Genomic DNA, 16,029 nt, shown 5'->3' on the forward strand with positions numbered 1-16,029 from the left:
TGGAAATCGTCATCGAGAGAAGATCCATCCTCGCCCCGGGAGGGCTATTTGCTCTGAACCGCTGGTCTCACCCAACCCTGACACCCAGGGAGCCGGCGGCTGCTCACCGCGCGTGTCGTCGGCGAGCCGCCCCGTCGCACGTGGTCAAAGAACTCGGCTGCTCACGGACGACCGGCTACAAGTGGCGGGCCGAGGGAGACGCGGAGCCTGCGCGACCGCCCATGTACGCGTGCTTGAGGAGGCCCGTGGAGCGTCCTGCCGTTTCATGGCTGGTAGCGGTAGCCCATGCCGGGTTCGGTGATGAGGTGGCGGGGCCGGGTGGGGTCGGGTTCGAGCTTGCGGCGTAGCTGAGCCATGTACTGGCGCAGGTAGCTGGTCTCGGTCTCGTATCCCGGGCCCCAGACGTCGTGGAGAAGTTGGCGCTGACTGATCAGCTTCCCGGGGTTGCGGAGCAGCGTTTCGAGCACCCCCCACTGGGTGGGGGTCAGTCTGATCTCGGTGCCGTCGTCGCGGGTCACGGTGTGGGCGCCGAGGTCGACGGTGTGCTGGCCGACTTTCGCGGTGGGACTGGCCGCGTCCGCGCCGGTCCCGTGCCGGCGGGTGACGGCACGGATGCGGGCGAGGAGTTCGTCGACGCCGAAGGGTTTGGTGACGTAGTCGTCGGCACCGGCGTCGAGGGCGGTGACCTTGTCGTCGCTGCCGGCGCGGCCGGAGAGCACGATGATCGGGACGGTGGTCCAGCCCCGGATCCCGCGGATGACGTCGACGCCGTCGAGGTCGGGAAGACCGAGGTCGAGTACGACGAGGTCGGGTGGGTGGCTGGCGGCGGCCCTGAGCGCGGCGGCGCCGGTGGCCGCGACGTCGACGTCGTAGCCGCGGGCGCGCAGGTTGATGCGCAGGGCGCGCACAATCTGCGGTTCGTCGTCGACGACGAGGATGCGGTTCATTCCTGCGGGCCCTCCGTGGGTTCGGCCGGTGTGGCGGCGGGCAGCCGCAGCACCATGGTGAGTCCTCCTCCGGGTGTGGTCTCCGGGGTGATGCTGCCACCCATGGCCTCGGCGAGACCGCGGGACAGGGCGAGGCCGAGGCCGACGCCGGTGGTGTTGTCGCGGTCGCCGAGGCGCTGGAACGGCAGGAAAACCTGTTCCCACTGGTCCTCGGCGATGCCGCGGCCGGTGTCGATGACGCGTAGTTCGACCTGGCCGGAGTGGGCGCTGGCGGTGACGGTGGGTGGCCGCCCGGGCGGGCTGTGGCGCAGGGCGTTCGCGACGAGATTGACCAGGACCCGCTCCAGCAGGCCCGGGTCGGCGGTGGCGGCCGGCAGGTCGGCGGGGATGTCGGTGGTGACATCGGCCGCCTGCGGGCCCAGTTCGTCCAGGGCCCGGGGCACGACGTCTTCCAAACCGATCGCCGAGGCGGTGATGCCGAGTGCGCCGGCCTGCAGGCGGCTCATGTCGAGCAGATTGGCCACCAGCCGGCCGAGCCGGTCGAGTGACTCGTCGGCGGTGGCCAGCAGTTCGTCCCGGTCCTCGGCGTCGAAGTCGACGTCGCGGCTGCGCAGGCTGGACACGGCGGCCTTCGCCGACGCGAGAGGGGTGCGTAGGTCGTGGCTGACCGCGGCGAGCAGGGCGGTGCGCATTCGGTCGGCCTCGGCCAGGGGCCGGGCGGCGGCGGCCTCCTCGGCGAGGCGTTCCTGCCGGAGCGCGACGGCGGCCTGCGCGGCGAACGCCTCGATGATGCGCCGGTCGGCGGCCTCCAGCCGCCGGCCGGAGAGCACGACCGTGAGCCGGTCGTCGACGGGTACCGTCGTTTCGCCTGCGCTCGGGCTGCCGGCCGGCGCCTCGCCGACGCTGGCCACGACTCGCCAGGCGTCTTCCTCCTGGTCCCGGCCGGGGCGCCCGGCGGCCTCGGCGGCCAGTTCCAGGACGCTGACCGCGCGCAGCGCGAAGGTTTCCCGGAGCCGTTCCAGCAGCGCCGGCAGCGGGCGTTGCCCGCGCAGGACGTTGCCGGCAACGGTGGCGAGGGTCTGCGCGTCGGCGGATGCGCGAGCTGCCTCGCGGGTGCGCCGGGCGGCCAGGTCGACCACCCAGCTGACCGCCACGGCGACGCCGACGAAGACGCCGAGGGCGAGCAGGTTGTCCGCCTCGGCGATGGTCAGCGTGTAGAAGGGCGGGGCGAAGAACCAGTTCAGCAGCAGGGACCCACCCAGCGCGGCGAGCAGCGCCGGCCAGAGCCCGCCGACGAGCGCGACGCCGACGACGGCGGCGAGGAAGATCAGGATGTCGTTGGTGAGGGTGAGGTCGGGCAGCGCCCTGAGCAGTGCGGTCAGGGCGGGCATGCCTGCGACGGTGAGCGCGAAGCCGTACAGCCGGCGTCGCCGGGACAGCGCGGCCGGCACCGCCGGTCCGGGCCGGCCGCGACGGACCTCGGCGTGGGTGACCAGGTGTACGTCGATGGGCCCGGACAGTGCGGTCGTGGTCACGCCGACGCCGCGGGAGAACAGTTGCGCGAAGCGGCCGCGGCGGCTGGCGCCGAGCACGAGCTGGGTGGCGTTGACGCCCCGGGCGAAGTCGAGCAGCGCAGCGGGGATGTCGGTGCCGAGGACCTGGTGGTAGGTGCCGCCGAGGCTCTCCACCAGCACCCGTTGCCGGGCGAGCTGCGCCGGGTCGGCTCCGGCGAGCCCGTCGCTGCGGGCGACGTGCACCGCGAGGAGGTCGGCGCCCTTGCTGCGGGCGGCGATCCGGGCCGCACGCCGGATCAGGGTCCCTCCCTCGGGTCCGCCGGTGAGCGCGACGACGACCCGCTCGCGGGCTTCCCAGGTGGCGGAGATGCCCTGCTGGGCCCGGTACGCGTCGAGTTGCTCGTCGACCTTGTCGGCGAGCCAGAGCAGGGCCAGCTCGCGTAGGGCGGTGAGGTTGCCGACGCGGAAGTAGTTGCCGAGCGCGGCGTCGATCTTGTCCGGGCGGTAGATGTTGCCGTGGGCCATCCGCCGGCGCAGCGCCTCGGGGGTCATGTCGACCAGTTCGACCTGTTCGGCGGCGCGCACAATCTGGTCGGGGACGGTTTCGCGTTGGGTGGTCCCGGTGATCTGGGCGACGACGTCGTTCAGCGATTCCAGGTGCTGGATGTTGACCGTGGTGAGCACGGTGATCCCGGCGTCGAGGAGCTCCTGGATGTCATGCCAGCGCTTGGAGTTGCGGGAGCCGGGCACGTTGGTGTGAGCGAGTTCGTCGACCAGGGCGACCTCGGGGCGGCGGGCCAGAACCGTGTCGAGGTCCATCTCGGTGAACTCGGCGCCGCGGTAGGTGATCGTGCGGCGGGGGACGATTTCCAGTTCGCCGATCATCGCGGCGGTGTGCTTGCGGCCGTGGGTCTCGACGAACCCGATCACCACGTCCGTGCCGCGCTCGGCGCGGCGCTGCGCCTCCTCGAGCATGGCGTAGGTCTTGCCGACGCCGGGTGCGGCACCGAGGTAGATGCGCAGTTCCCCTCGTGGCACAGCAGGATTCCTCTCCACAGCGTGACCGGCGGGTCGGGTGACGGGGTGCCGGGCCGGGACGGTGCCAGCGTCCCAGCCCGGCGCCGTCGTGTTCAGCGTGCCGGGAATTGTTCGTCCAACGCGAGGTTCAGCTCCAGCACGTTCACCCCGGGCGACCCCATGAAGCCGAGCGACCGGCCGGTGGTGTGCTCCTGGACCAGGCGCCGGACCGCCGCCGGGTCCGCGCCGCGCTCCCGCGCCACGCGCGCCACCTGGAGCTGCGCGTACGCCGGAGAGATGTGCGGGTCGAGGCCGCTGCCGCTGGCGGTGACCGCGTCGGCGGGCACCGCGGGCTCGGCGGGGGCGTCACCCCGGACGGGGACGATGGTCGCCCCGGCGACCCGGTAGTCCTCGCCCGGCGTGGCCAGCTCGACCGGCACACCCTGGTAGCGGGCGAGGAACGGGGTGGCGGGTGCGGTCTGGTTGACGCTGACGACCCGGGTGACCGGGCCGGTCAGCCCGTCGCGGCGGAACACCGCCAGCACGGCCCCGACCCCGTCGATGGTGCAGTACGGGCGGCTTCCGTCGACGCCGTTCAGCTCCCCGACGGCCCTGCTGCGTGCGCAGACCTGGGTGAGCAGGCTCCGCGTGCTGTCGTCGGGTTCGGTGGCGATGGTGTCGACGATGTCCTCCGGGCCGAGGTTGCTGGCCGAGGTGGCGGTGGGGTCGTAGCCGTCGCCGGCTGCCGAGGGGCGGGACTGGAAGTAGCGCGGGACGGGGTTGCCGTCGGCGTCGGTGAACGACTGCCCGATGAGCGTGCTGCCGACAGGCCGGCCGTCCACCTCGATGAGCGATCCGTCGGCCTTGTGGGCGAGGACCGGGATCCGACCGACCGCGACCAGGGCCAGCGAATAGGCCAGGCCGAGCAGGACGGTGAAGACGAGCACCGCGCGCAGCGCGGCCAGGTGCTGGGAGAGCCAAGACGGCAGGCGCATCACAAGATCCCCGGGATGAACTGGACGAGCAGGTCGATGAGCTTGATGCCGATGAACGGCACCACGATGCCGCCGAGGCCGTAGAGCAGCAGGTTGCGGCTGAGCAGCTGCGACGCGGCGGCGGGCCGGTAGCGGACGCCGCGCAGCGCCAGCGGGATCAGCGCGATGATGACGACCGCGTTGAAGATGACCGCGGACAGGATCGCCGACTCGGGGCTGGACAGCCGCATGATGTTCAGCGCGTCCAGGCTCGGGTAGATGCCGGCGAACATGGCCGGGATGATCGCGAAGTACTTCGCGATGTCGTTGGCGATCGAGAAGGTCGTCAGCGCGCCGCGGGTGATCAGCAACTGCTTGCCGATCTCCACGATCTCGATGATCTTGGTCGGGTCGGAGTCGAGATCGACCATGTTGCCGGCCTCCTTCGCGGCCGACGTGCCGGTGTTCATCGCCACCCCGACGTCTGCCTGGGCGAGCGCGGGTGCGTCGTTGGTGCCGTCACCGGTCATCGCGACCAGCCGGCCGCCCTCCTGCTCCCTCTTGATCAAGGCGAGCTTGTCCTCCGGTGTCGCCTCGGCGAGGAAGTCGTCCACCCCGGCCTCGTCGGCGATGGCCTTCGCGGTACGCGGGTTGTCGCCGGTGATCATCACCGTGCGGATGCCCATCCGGCGCATCTCGTCGAAGCGCTCCCGCATCCCGGCCTTGACCACGTCCTTGAGGTGGATGACGCCGAGGGCGCGGGCCGGCTGGCCGTCGAGGTGCTCGGCGACCACCAGCGGGGTGCCGCCGATGCCGCTGATCTCGTCGACGACCTGGCCGACCTGCTCGGTGGGGTGGCCGCCGTTGTCGCGGACCCATTTCATGACGGCGGCGGCGGCGCCCTTGCGGATCCGGCGTGCCGGGCCGGCGACACCGCCGTCGGCGGTCGCGTCGGGAGTCAGGTCGACGCCGCTCATCCGGGTCTGTGCGGTGAACGGCACGAAGGTGGCGTGCGGTATGAGCCCGGGTTCGCGTTGCCGTAGGCCGAACTCGTTCTTGGCCAGTACCACGATCGATCGGCCCTCAGGTGTCTCGTCGGCGAGGCTGGACAGTTGCGCCGCGTCGGCCACCGTGGCGACGTCCACCCCTTCGACGGGGACGAACTCGTCCGCCTGCCGGTTGCCGAGGGTGATGGTGCCGGTCTTGTCGAGCAGCAGGGTGTTGACGTCACCGGCCGCCTCGACGGCCCGACCGCTCATCGCGAGGACGTTGCGCTGCACGAGGCGGTCCATGCCGGCGATGCCGATCGCCGAGAGCAGCGCCCCGATGGTGGTGGGGATCAGGCAGACCAGCAGCGACACCAGCACGATCCCGCTGACGCCGGCGTCGGTGATCGCCCGCGTGTCCGGTGCGGCGGCCTGGTGGCCCATCGAGAAGATCGCGAGAGGCTGGAGGGTGACGACGGCCAGCAGGAAGATGACCGTGAGCGCGGCGAGGAGGATGTTCAGCGCGATCTCGTTCGGCGTCTTCTGCCGGTTCGCCCCCTCGACCAGGTTGATCATCCGGTCGATGAAGCTGTCGCCCGGCTTCTGCGTGATCACCACGACGATCCGGTCGGAGAGGACCGTGGTGCCGCCGGTGACCGCGCTGCGGTCGCCCCCGGACTCCCGGATCACCGGGGCCGACTCGCCGGTGATGGCCGACTCGTCGACACTGGCGATCCCTTCGACGACGTCACCGTCGCCGGGGATGGTCTCCCCGGCCTCGACCACGACAACGTCGCCCTGCTTCAGCTGGGGTGCCGGGACGCTCTCGGTGCGACAGGTGCCGGGGGCGGCGCCCGGGGTCCAGGCGAGGACGCGGGTGGCGACGGTGTCCGTCTTCGCCGTGCGCAGGGCGGCGGCCTGCGCTTTGCCGCGCCCCTCGGCGACCGCTTCGGCGAGGTTGGCGAAGATCACGGTCAGCCACAGCCACCCGGTGATCGCGAGGGCGAACACCGACGGGTCCGCGACGGTGAGGACGGTAGTGAAGGCCGCGCCGATCTCGACGATCAGCATCACGGGATTGCGCCACAGGGTGCGCGGGTCGAGCTTACGCAGCGCGTCAGGCAGTGATTGGACGAGCTGCCTCGGGTCGAGCAGTCCACCGCGCCGGCTGCCCTGGGTGGCGGGTGTGCCGGAGGTGGGGGCGTCCGCCGTACCATGCGGTGCCGGCGTGGAGGTCGTCATGTCCTTCTCTCTCATGGGTGTCACAGCCCCTCAGCGAGGGGGCCGAGCGCGAGCGCGGGCAGGAAGGTCAACGCCACGAGGATCACGGTGACGCCGACGACCATCCCGACGAACAGCGGCCGGTAGGTCGGCAGAGTGCCCTCGGAGGCGGGCGTCGGCTGCTGGCGGGCCAGCGAGCCGGCCAGGGCGAGCACGAGGATGATCGGCAGGAACCGGCCGAGCAGCATGCACAGCCCCAGTACGGTGTTCCACCACGGCGTGCTCACGGTCAGGCCGGCGAACGCGGAGCCGTTGTTGTTGCTCGCCGAGGTGAACGCGTAGAGCACCTCGGACAGGGCATGCGGGCCGGTGTTGAGCGCGGTGGAGTTGTTGCCGGTGGCGAACGCCGCCGCCGTGCCGACCAGGACCAGCGCCGGGGTGACCAGGAAGTACAGCGACGCCAGCTTGATCTCGCGGGCGCCGATCTTCTTGCCGACGTACTCCGGTGTCCGGCCGACCATCAGGCCAGCGACGAACACCGTGATCACGGCGAGGATCAGCATCCCGTAGAGGCCGGCGCCGACGCCGCCGGGGGCGACCTCGCCGAGCATCATGTTGATCAGCGGCATCACGCCGCCGAGCGCGGTGTAGGAGTCGTGGAAGGAGTTCACCGCGCCGGTCGAGGTGAGCGTGGTCGCGGCGGCAAACGTGGCCGAGTTCGACACGTCGAACCGGACCTCCTTGCCCTCCAGCGCCGCCCCGGCCGCCTGCGGCACCGTGCCGTCGCCGGCCAACTCGAAGACGTTGGTCAAGGCGATGCTCGCGATCGCCAGGACCACCATCACGGCGGCGATCGCGTACCCCTGCCGGTTCTGCCCGACCATCCGGCCGAAGACCCGGGGCAGGCTGAACGGAATCACCAGGATCAGGAAGATCTCCAACCAGTTCGTCCAGGTGGTCGGGTTCTCGAACGGATGGGCGCTGTTGACGTTGTAGAAGCCGCCACCGTTGGTGCCCAGCTCCTTGATGACCTCCTGGCTGGCCACCGGCCCGCCGGTGATGGTCTGGCTGCCGCCGGTCAGGGTGGTGACCTCGGTGCCGGCGGAGAGGTTCTGCACCGCCCCGCCGATCATCAGGGCGAGGGCGCCGAGCACCGAGATCGGCAGCAGGATCCGCAGCGTGACCCGGGTCAGGTCGACCCAGAAATTGCCCAGGTCACCCGTGCGGCGGCGGGCGAACCCGCGCACCAGCGCGACGGCGACCGCGATACCGACGGCAGCGGAGACGAAGTTCTGCACCGCCAGCCCGGCCATCTGGACCAGGTGCCCCATGGCCGACTCACCCGAGTACCACTGCCAGTTGGTGTTGGTCACGAACGACACCGCCGTGTTCCACGCGCCGTGGGTCATCACCGGGTCGAAGCCGAGCGAGAGCCACAGGTGGTTCTGCAGCCGCATGAACGCGTAGAGGAACAGGATCGAGACGGCGGAGAAGGCGAGCACGCCGCGGGCGTACACGCCCCAGGACTGCTCGGCGTTCGCGTCGACCCCGACCAGGCGGTAGACGCCCCGCTCGACGCGGAAGTGCCGCCGGCCGGACACCACGCGGAACATGTAGTCGCCGAACGGCTTGTGGACGGCGACCAGCGCCACCACGAGCGAGAGGATGAACAGCGCTCCGGCTGTCGTCACGGCCATCAGAAGCGCTCAGGGAACAACAGGGCGACCACCAGGAACACGGCCAGGCCGATCGCCAGCACCAGACCGATGACGTTGACGGCGCTCACAGCTTCTCCACTCCCCTCACCACCAGGGCGAGAGCCGCGAACAGCCCCACCGTCAACGCCACGAACACCACGTCAGACACGTCTGGCTCCTCATTCCGGAACAGCTCGTCACGGCCGCCGTCCGGCCGCGCCGAGCAATCACAACGCCGCCCGCCCCTCACCGACAGGGGCTATAACGCGACCATCACGGCGATCCGGCGTTTCTTAACGCCCTTTTCACACCACCCCTTGTTCGGGTGGTCCCGACCACCGCCGGCGGGGCGGATCACACCGGTTGGCCCAGGGACGCATGCCGGTGCGCAGGCGTCGTCGAGGATCAGGCCCGGCCGGGTGAGCACCGCCGGATGCTCGCGCAGCGGAACTGGCGGACGGTTGACCTTGACGCGGTGTGACGACGGACCCTCCCGGCAACCCCGGGAGGGCGCAGGTCAGGACGGCAGATCCAACTCCACGCAGCAGGCACCGGGGCGGGGGGCCAGCCGGGCCTCGACATCGGCGGCGCCGAGCCCGTCGAGCAGGCCGGTGAGAAAGGCGTGGTTCAGCCCGCAGACCAGTGCGGTGTGCCGGGTGGCCAGGGCGTGGAACGGGCAGTTGTGCAGCAGCAGCCGCTGCCGCTGCGCGTCGGGCCGCGGCTCGAATCCGAGGCCGTCCAGCGCCGACAGGACGTCGCGCCCGTCCTCGGCCAGTCCAACGCCGACGCTGCGGCCGCGCTGCCCGGCGAGCCGCCGCGCGGCGTCGTCGGCGTGGGCCGGGTCGTCAACGACCGCGTCGGCGAGGATCTCGGCGATCAGTTCGTAGCGGCGTTCCGGGATCGTGACGGCGAGACCGTCGCCAGCCGGTTCGTACACCTTCGGGCTGCGGCCCCGGCCTCTGGGTTGGTCGGGCGGGGCTTGGTAGCGGGCGCGCAGCAGGCCGGCGTCGACGAGCTTGTCGAGGTGGAACGCGGCCAGTCCGCGGGAGATCCCGGCGGCGTCGGCGGCCTCCTCGCGGGTGACCGGGTGGTCCTGGTGGCGTACGTGGTCGTACAGCGCCCGCCGGGACGGATCGGCAAGCGCGGCCACGGCTGTCCACCGGTTCTGCATCCGACCGAGATTATCACCAGCATCGGCTATTGAAATTTTGATGCACGAGGTACAGCATGATTAACAACAACGCTGGTTGGTGAAAATGGGTAGGTGGTTGACGTGGAACCGATGCAGCAGGCCAAACGACCCGTCAACGCCATCGCCGGCCCGTACGGGCACCCGCTTCACCCGGCACTGGTCACGATCCCGATCGGGGCATGGATCACCAGCCTCGTCTTCGACATCGCCTCCCACGTCGCCCACGGCGAGACGTTCCTCGCGGACGGTTCCCGGTGGCTGATCGCCGTCGGCGTACTCGGCGCCCTCGCCGCGGCGACCGTCGGAGTCCTGGACCTGTTCGCCATCCCCACCCGCACCCGAGCCTTCCGCACCGCCTTGGTCCACATGAGCATCAACCTGGCGGTGACCGCCGCGTACGCGATCGGGTTCGTCATCCGAGGCGGGCAACCGGCCACCCCGGTGCCCATCGGCGCCCTCGCCCTGTCAGCCGCGGCCCTGGCCGCCTTGACCGTCTCCGGCTACCTGGGCGGTGAACTCACCTACCGCTACGGGGTCCGCGTCGCCGACGAAACCACCCAGGCCGACGGCTATCGGACCGCGCCCGTCGCCACCACCATCAAGAAGGAGGAGCTCTGATGGCAGTCGCCGCACTGATCACCTGGCTGATCACCGCCGTCGGTGGATTCGTCATGCTCGGCACCTGGATCTCCGAAGGCGGCCACCGGCCGCGCAGCGGCACCCGGCTGGCCCCCGGCCTGGTGTTCGGTCACTTCGCGCTGGCCGCGATCGGGCTGGTGTTGTGGATCGTCTACCTCGCCGTCGACAAGGACGCGCTGGCCTGGACCGCGTTCGCGCTCCTGCTGCCCGTCGCCCTGCTCGGCTTCACCATGCTGGCCCGCTGGATCCCCGCCCGCCGCACCGACGCCGCCGAGTCCCGCTTCCCCATCCCGGTCGTGGTCGGCCACGGCCTGTTCGCGGCCACCACTCTCGTCCTCGTCCTGATCACCGCCCTCGGTATCGGTGAGGGCTGACATGGCCGTCACCCCGCTACAGGTCGTCCGGCGCCGGCCCGGCCGGGACCTGGCCGCCGCCGAACAGGCCGCGGCCGCGTTCCTGGCGGCACTCGGCGTGGACCTCGACGCCGACGGGCTGGCCGACACGCCGGGCCGGATGGCACGCGCCTACGCCGAACTGCTCACCCCGCGCGAGTTCCGGCTCACCACCTTCGACAACGACGAGGGATACGACGAGCTCGTCGTGGCCCGGGCCATCCCGATCCGCTCGGTGTGCGAGCACCACCTGCTGCCGTTCATCGGCGTCGCCCACGTCGGTTATCTGCCCGCCGACCGGATCCTCGGGTTGTCCAAACTCGCCCGGGTGGCGGAACTCTTCGCCCACGGTCCGCAGGTCCAGGAACGGCTGACCAAGCAGATCGCCGACTGGCTCACCGTCCACCTGCGCCCGAGAGGCGTCGGGGTGGTCGTCGAGGCCCAGCACCTGTGTATGACCCTGCGGGGGGTGCAGGCGGTCGGCGCCACCACCATCACCTCCACACTGCTCGGCGCGCTACGCGACGACTCGCGCTCCCGCGCCGAGTTCTTCACCCTCACCGGTGTCGGCGCCCACGCCTGACACGTCCCCCTAGGAGAAACCGTGACCGAGCAACATCCGTTCGTGATCGTCGGGGCCGGCCTGGCCGGGGCCAGAGCCGCGCAGACGCTCCGCGACGAGGGATTCGACGGCAAGATCGTCCTGTTCGGCGAGGAGGCCGAGCGCCCGTACGAACGGCCCGCACTGTCCAAGGGCCTGCTGCTGCGCACCACCAAACGCGACAGCGTCTTCGTCCACGACGCCAGTTGGTACGAAGAACACGACGTCGACCTGCATACCGACACCCGCGTCACGGCCCTCGACCGGCAGGCCCGGCACGTCACGCTCGCCGATGGGCGGCGCTTCGGCTACGACAGGCTGCTGCTTGCCACCGGGGCACGGGCCCGGACGCTGCCTGTCCCCGGCGCGCACCTCGACGGCGTGCTGCGGCTGCGTACCCTCGCCGACTGCGACCGCATTTCCGATGCCCTCGTCGACGGGGCGAGCGTCGTCATCGTCGGCGCCGGCTGGATCGGCCTGGAAGTGGCGGCCGCCGCGCGCACCCGCGGCGCCGCCGTCACCGTCGTCGAGACCGCCGACCTGCCCCTGCAGCGCGTCCTCGGCGACCAGCTCGCGACTGTCTTCGCCGACCTGCACCGCGACCACGGAATCACCTTCCGCTTCGGCGCCCAGGTCCACGAGTTCCGTGGGTCGGACCGGGTCAGCGCGGTGCTGCTCGCCGACGGCACGGTCCTGCCCGCCGACCTCGTCGTCGTCGGCGTCGGCGTCCTGCCCAACACCGAACTCGCCGAACAGGCCGGCCTCGCCGTCGACAACGGCGTCGTCGTCGACCACACCCTGCGTACCAGCGACCCGTACATCTGGGCCGCCGGCGACCTGGCCAACGCCCGCCACCCCCTGCTGAACATCCGGGTACGGGTCGAACACTGGGCCAACGCCCTGCACTCCGGACCCGCCGCCGCCCGCGGCATGCTCGGCCGAGCTGTCAGCTACGACCGGCTGCCCTACTTCTACACCGACCAGTACGAGCTGGGCATGGAGTACACCGGCCACGCTCCGCCCGGCTCCTACGACCGGATCGTCGTCCGCGGCGAACTCGCCGGCGGCGAGTTCATCGCGTTCTGGACCGCACAGGGGCGGGTGCTGGCGGGCATGAACGTCAACGTCTGGGACGTGACCGGCCCGATCGGGCAGCTGATCCGCTCCCGGCAGCCCGTCGACCTCGACCGCCTGGCCGATCCCACCGTCGCCCTCGAAAGTCTGGTCGGGCGGGGGTGAGCCGACCCCGGCGCGGTGGTCGGCGACGGTGCTGGGAGGAGGACGCCGCACGCGTTCACCGCCGGCGGTAGGTGTACCAGCGACCCGAAGGGGTACCCGCGCCCAACATCCCGCCAGAGAGGGAGGCTGTGTTGGAAAGTCGAGCCAAGGCGATGGGCCACGGGATCCACCCCATGCTGATCGTTTTCCCGCTGGGGCTGCTCGCCACGGCGGTGATCTTCGACATCCTGTATCTGATCACGGATCGGGCCGGATTCCAGATCTCCGCCGGGTACATCATCGGCGCCGGCATCATCGGCGGCCTCGTCGCCGCAGTATTCGGATACACCGACTGGCGGGCCATCCCGTCCGGCACCCGCGCCAAGCGGATCGGCGCGATCCACGGCATCGGCAACGTCGTCGTCGTGCTGTTGTTCGCGGTGAGCTGGCTGGCGCGGGCCACCGCGACGGACTGGGAGCCGAATGCCCTGGCCCTGATCTGCAGCTTCGCAGGCATCGTCCTGTCCGGGATGACGGCCTGGCTCGGCGGCGAACTGGTCGAGCGGCTCGGCATCAGTGTCAGCGACGGCGCCGGCGTCAACGCGCCGAGTTCCCTGTCCCGCCGCCCCGCGCGCCGCTCCCGCGCCTGACCGGACCGGGGCGGCATCACCACGACGCCACCGGCCCGTCGACCCCGCGTGCCGACGGAGGAACCCATGACCGGGTTGCGTACCGACCTGTACGAGCTGCGGATGGCGGCCAGCTACCTGCGCCGGGACATGGTGGAGCGCGCCACGTTCAGCCTGTTCGTCCGTCGCCTGCCACCGCAGCGCGGCTTCCTGGTGGCCGCCGGGCTGGCCGAGGCGCTGGCCTTCCTGGAAAGCTTCGCATTCGACGAGGACGACATCGGCTATCTACGCGACACCGTCGGGCTCGACCAAACGACCCTGGCGGCGCTGGCCGGGCTGCGGTTCACCGGTGACGTCTGGGCCGTACCGGAGGGTCGCATGGTGTTCGCCGACGAGCCGCTGTTGGAGGTCACCGCGCCGATCGCGGAGGCGCAGCTGGTGGAGACCGGCGTGCTGAACCTGATCACCTTCCACACCACGGTGGCCAGCAAGGCGGCCCGATGCCGCCTCGCGGCCGGCGACGCGCAGCTGGTCGACTTCGCGTTCCGCCGGACGCACGGGATCGAGGCCGGGGCGGCCGTGGCGCGGGCGTCGGCGATCGCCGGCTTCGCCGCGACCAGCGACGTCGAGGCCGCGCGACGCTACGGGCTGCCGCCGTCCGGGACGATGGCCCACTCGTACGTCGAGGCGTTCCCCGACGAGCGTGCCGCGTTCCGCGCGTTCGCCACCGACTTTCCCACCAACCCGGTGTTCCTCGTCGACACCTACGACACGCCCGCCGGAGTGCGGGCCGCCGTCGAGGTCGTCGCCGAGTTGGGCCTGACCGGCCCGGTGGCCGTGCGACTCGACTCCGGGGATCTCGCCGCACTGGCCGTGCAGGCCCGCGCGATCCTCGACGACGCCGGGCTGACCCGGGCCCAGATCGTGGCCAGCGGCAGCCTCGACGAGGACGTCATCGCGGCGCTCGTCGCCATGGGCGCACCGATCGACGCCTACGGCGTCGGCACCCGCATGGGCGTCTCCTTCGACGCGCCGTCCCTGGACAGCGCCTACAAGCTGGTGGCCGTCGACGACCGGCCGGTGCTCAAGCTGTCGCCCGGCAAGGCCACCCTGCCCGGTCCCAAGCAGGTCTTCCGTGATCCCACCGGTGCCAGCGGCGACGTGGTGGGGCTGCGCGACGAACCGCCGCCGGACAACCGCGAGCCGCTGCTCGTGCCGGTCATGCGCGGCGGTCGTCGCCTCGACGCCGCGGACCCGGCCGGTGAGGTACGCGCGGCGCGCCGCCGATTCGACGCGGACCTCACCTGGCTACCGGAGACAGCGCGTCGGCTGGCGGACCCGACGCCGCTCACCGCCACCGTCAGCCCGGCCCTCACCGCGCTGCACGACCGGGTGGCGGCGCAGGTGGCGCGGGGCGGGACCTACTGAGCTGGTCTCAACCTGGGTAGCGCTGCTTCCTCGGCGGTGGAAAGCCGACCATCTGCCGGGCCAGGTCACTCCCCCACCTGAGCGATCGCACGGGCATTCTGGGCCAGGGCCTGTCTCAAGGTCCGGCTCATTTGATCTTGTGGCAAGATCGCGGGATGCTACGACTAACCGACTTCATCATCGATTGCCCGGACACGATGAAGCTGGCAGCCTTCTACTCCGGGGTGATGGGGCTCCCGGTCAAGGAGGGCAGTAACGAGAACTGGGCCGGTATCCAGTTCGGCGATATCGAACTGGCCTTCATCCAGGTGGAGGACTACCGCGCCCCGCAGTGGCCCGACAGCGAGCACCCCAAGCAGTTCCACCTCGACTTCGAAGTCGACGACATCGAGGCCGAACAGCGCCGCGTCCTGGCCCTCGGCGCGACCCTGCAGCGGGACTGCACCGGCCCCGACGGCTACGGCTTCCGCGTCTACGCCGACCCCATTGGCCACCCCTTCTGTCTCTGCCACAACAAGGGTGTCATCTGGACCGATCAGGGCCCCATCTGGCCCAAGCGCGACTAAGGCGTGTGGGCGGCCGCCCTTGGGGCCTTTGGCCTTGCGGTAGGCGTCCTGGTCTGTCTTGCGGGGGATGCAAGCCTTGATTCCGCGTGAGCGGAGATGGCGGTTGCCGCGGCTGGTGTAGGCCTTGTCTGCCAGGACCAGGTCGGGGCAGGTGCGGGGCCGGCCGACGCCCAGACGGGTCACGCGGATGCGGCGCAGGACGGGGATGAACTGCGGGCTGTCACCACGGTGGCCCGGCGGTCACGATCAGGGAGAGGACTTTCTGTCCCTGCTCGCAGGCCAGATGAGTTTTGGTGGTCAGCCCGCCTCTCGACCGGCCCAGCGCGTGGTCGGCGGGCTCGTCGTGGACGCCGCCGGGTGGTTCCTTCTGCAGATGCCCGTCGGTGCGGGCGCGGTGGCGTGCTGGTGGGCGCGGCTGGTCATCGAGTCCACGCTCACCGTCCAGCCGATCCGGCCCTGCGCGTCGCCGGCCGCCTGCAACTCGGACAGGATCTTGTCCCAGGTGCCGTCACGCTGCCAGCGGCGGAACAGGCCGTAGACGGTGGGCCAGGGCGCGTACTCGGCCGGGACGTCACGCCATGGGGCACCGATCCGGATCCGCCACCGGATCCCGTCGATGAGTTGTCGTTTCTCCCACTTCGGCGGACGACCTGTCGTCGGCGCGGTAGGCAGCAGCGGAGCCAGAACAGCCCACTGCCTGTCGGTCAGGTCATGCCGCCTTGTCACCGCTACGCTGGGCACGAGGTCTCCGGTATGAAGTTCTTGCTTGGTCGCAGAACCAGGTACCGGAGACCTCTTCAGTTGTCGATCACCGCCACGCCGTGACCTCGATGCCGTCAGCCTGGCTTACGAAACACGCCTTAGCTTGATTTTTAACCTGCGGTGGTTGGTTGGTGACCCCGACTGATCATGGGGACAGCCCTTGGTTGATCATTCTTCTTGTCGAGGGAAGATGATCAATAACCAAGGGCTGTCTCGGTGATCAGTGTGCATGATCCTCATCTGGTT

The 16,029-nt window shown here is 70.7% G+C and carries 14 protein-coding genes and 1 pseudogene; 7 read left to right on the forward strand and 8 right to left on the reverse strand.

Going from position 1 to position 16,029, the window contains the following annotated elements:
* Positions 1-263: 263 nt before the first annotated feature.
* The 7 genes from ABZ793_RS33700 to ABZ793_RS33730 form a co-directional block, all read right to left on the reverse strand.
* On the reverse strand, positions 264-947 hold the full coding sequence (locus ABZ793_RS33700; protein WP_357464872.1) for a response regulator: 684 nt from the start codon (positions 945-947) through the stop codon (positions 264-266).
* Positions 944-3,499, reverse strand: coding sequence for a DUF4118 domain-containing protein (locus tag ABZ793_RS33705; RefSeq protein WP_357464874.1), 2,556 nt, complete (start codon positions 3,497-3,499; stop codon positions 944-946). Before ABZ793_RS33705 ends, ABZ793_RS33700 begins: the two co-directional genes overlap by 4 nt.
* 92 nt (positions 3,500-3,591) lie before the next feature.
* Complete coding sequence (locus ABZ793_RS33710) at positions 3,592-4,473, reverse strand: potassium-transporting ATPase subunit C (protein ID WP_357464876.1); 882 nt, start codon at positions 4,471-4,473, stop codon at positions 3,592-3,594.
* Positions 4,473-6,680 (reverse strand): potassium-transporting ATPase subunit KdpB, encoded by a 2,208-nt coding sequence (gene kdpB, locus ABZ793_RS33715; RefSeq protein ID WP_357464878.1) that lies wholly within the window; start codon positions 6,678-6,680, stop codon positions 4,473-4,475. Before kdpB ends, ABZ793_RS33710 begins: the two co-directional genes overlap by 1 nt.
* 20 nt (positions 6,681-6,700) lie before the next feature.
* Positions 6,701-8,356 carry a potassium-transporting ATPase subunit KdpA gene (gene kdpA / locus ABZ793_RS33720; protein WP_357464880.1) on the reverse strand — a complete coding sequence of 552 codons (1,656 nt, stop codon included), beginning with the start codon at positions 8,354-8,356 and terminating at the stop codon, positions 6,701-6,703.
* Positions 8,356-8,445, reverse strand: a complete 90-nt coding sequence (gene kdpF / locus ABZ793_RS33725; protein WP_350704204.1) for a K(+)-transporting ATPase subunit F — start codon at positions 8,443-8,445, stop codon at positions 8,356-8,358. The genes kdpA and kdpF overlap by 1 nt, the downstream gene beginning before the upstream one ends.
* Before the next feature lie 428 nt (positions 8,446-8,873).
* Positions 8,874-9,527: a helix-turn-helix domain-containing protein gene (locus ABZ793_RS33730; protein ID WP_357464883.1), complete on the reverse strand. Its 654-nt coding sequence runs from the start codon at positions 9,525-9,527 to the stop codon at positions 8,874-8,876.
* Between the two features lie 111 nt (positions 9,528-9,638).
* Between ABZ793_RS33730 and ABZ793_RS33735 the strand changes: the two genes are divergently transcribed.
* The 7 genes from ABZ793_RS33735 to ABZ793_RS33765 all read left to right on the forward strand — a co-directional run bounded on the left by ABZ793_RS33735 (position 9,639) and on the right by ABZ793_RS33765 (position 15,021).
* A complete protein-coding gene (locus ABZ793_RS33735; protein WP_357464896.1) occupies positions 9,639-10,166 on the forward strand; it encodes a DUF2231 domain-containing protein in 528 nt (175 codons plus the stop codon).
* On the forward strand, positions 10,166-10,561 hold the full coding sequence (locus tag ABZ793_RS33740) for a hypothetical protein (RefSeq protein WP_357464885.1): 396 nt from the start codon (positions 10,166-10,168) through the stop codon (positions 10,559-10,561). Before ABZ793_RS33735 ends, ABZ793_RS33740 begins: the two co-directional genes overlap by 1 nt.
* A gap of 1 nt (position 10,562) precedes the next feature.
* Positions 10,563-11,162 carry a GTP cyclohydrolase I FolE gene (folE, locus tag ABZ793_RS33745; RefSeq protein ID WP_357464887.1) on the forward strand — a complete coding sequence of 200 codons (600 nt, stop codon included), beginning with the start codon at positions 10,563-10,565 and terminating at the stop codon, positions 11,160-11,162.
* A gap of 21 nt (positions 11,163-11,183) precedes the next feature.
* Complete coding sequence (locus ABZ793_RS33750) at positions 11,184-12,419, forward strand: FAD-dependent oxidoreductase (RefSeq protein WP_357464889.1); 1,236 nt, start codon at positions 11,184-11,186, stop codon at positions 12,417-12,419.
* A gap of 71 nt (positions 12,420-12,490) precedes the next feature.
* A complete protein-coding gene (locus ABZ793_RS33755; protein WP_357464891.1) occupies positions 12,491-13,048 on the forward strand; it encodes a DUF2231 domain-containing protein in 558 nt (185 codons plus the stop codon).
* 66 nt (positions 13,049-13,114) lie between these two features.
* Entirely contained in the window at positions 13,115-14,455 is a 1,341-nt protein-coding gene (locus tag ABZ793_RS33760; protein ID WP_357464893.1) for a nicotinate phosphoribosyltransferase, read from the forward strand.
* Positions 14,456-14,610: 155 nt separating this feature from the next.
* Positions 14,611-15,021, forward strand: a complete 411-nt coding sequence (locus ABZ793_RS33765) for a VOC family protein (RefSeq protein WP_357464898.1) — start codon at positions 14,611-14,613, stop codon at positions 15,019-15,021.
* A gap of 6 nt (positions 15,022-15,027) precedes the next feature.
* Here ABZ793_RS33765 and ABZ793_RS33770 read toward each other — a convergent pair.
* A pseudogene (locus ABZ793_RS33770) lies at positions 15,028-15,762 on the reverse strand (IS5 family transposase); the annotation flags it as partial.
* Positions 15,763-16,029 lie beyond the last annotated feature (267 nt).

Source organism: Micromonospora sp. NPDC047465 (genome assembly GCF_040643125.1).
Lineage (GTDB): Bacteria > Actinomycetota > Actinomycetes > Mycobacteriales > Micromonosporaceae > Micromonospora.

Bases quoted from the DNA above. Each gene is read 5' to 3' on its own strand.
- ABZ793_RS33700 (WP_357464872.1), bottom strand. From the start codon at position 947: ATGAACCGCATCCTCGTCGTCGACGACGAACCGCAGATTGTGCGCGCC.
- ABZ793_RS33710 (WP_357464876.1), bottom strand. From the start codon at position 4,473: ATGCGCCTGCCGTCTTGGCTCTCCCAGCACCTGGCCGCGCTGCGCGCG.
- kdpB (WP_357464878.1), bottom strand. From the start codon at position 6,680: ATGACGACCTCCACGCCGGCACCGCATGGTACGGCGGACGCCCCCACC.
- kdpA (WP_357464880.1), bottom strand. From the start codon at position 8,356: ATGGCCGTGACGACAGCCGGAGCGCTGTTCATCCTCTCGCTCGTGGTG.
- ABZ793_RS33730 (WP_357464883.1), bottom strand. From the start codon at position 9,527: ATGCAGAACCGGTGGACAGCCGTGGCCGCGCTTGCCGATCCGTCCCGG.
- ABZ793_RS33735 (WP_357464896.1), top strand. From the start codon at position 9,639: ATGCAGCAGGCCAAACGACCCGTCAACGCCATCGCCGGCCCGTACGGG.
- ABZ793_RS33740 (WP_357464885.1), top strand. From the start codon at position 10,166: ATGGCAGTCGCCGCACTGATCACCTGGCTGATCACCGCCGTCGGTGGA.
- folE (WP_357464887.1), top strand. From the start codon at position 10,563: ATGGCCGTCACCCCGCTACAGGTCGTCCGGCGCCGGCCCGGCCGGGAC.
- ABZ793_RS33760 (WP_357464893.1), top strand. From the start codon at position 13,115: ATGACCGGGTTGCGTACCGACCTGTACGAGCTGCGGATGGCGGCCAGC.
- ABZ793_RS33765 (WP_357464898.1), top strand. From the start codon at position 14,611: ATGCTACGACTAACCGACTTCATCATCGATTGCCCGGACACGATGAAG.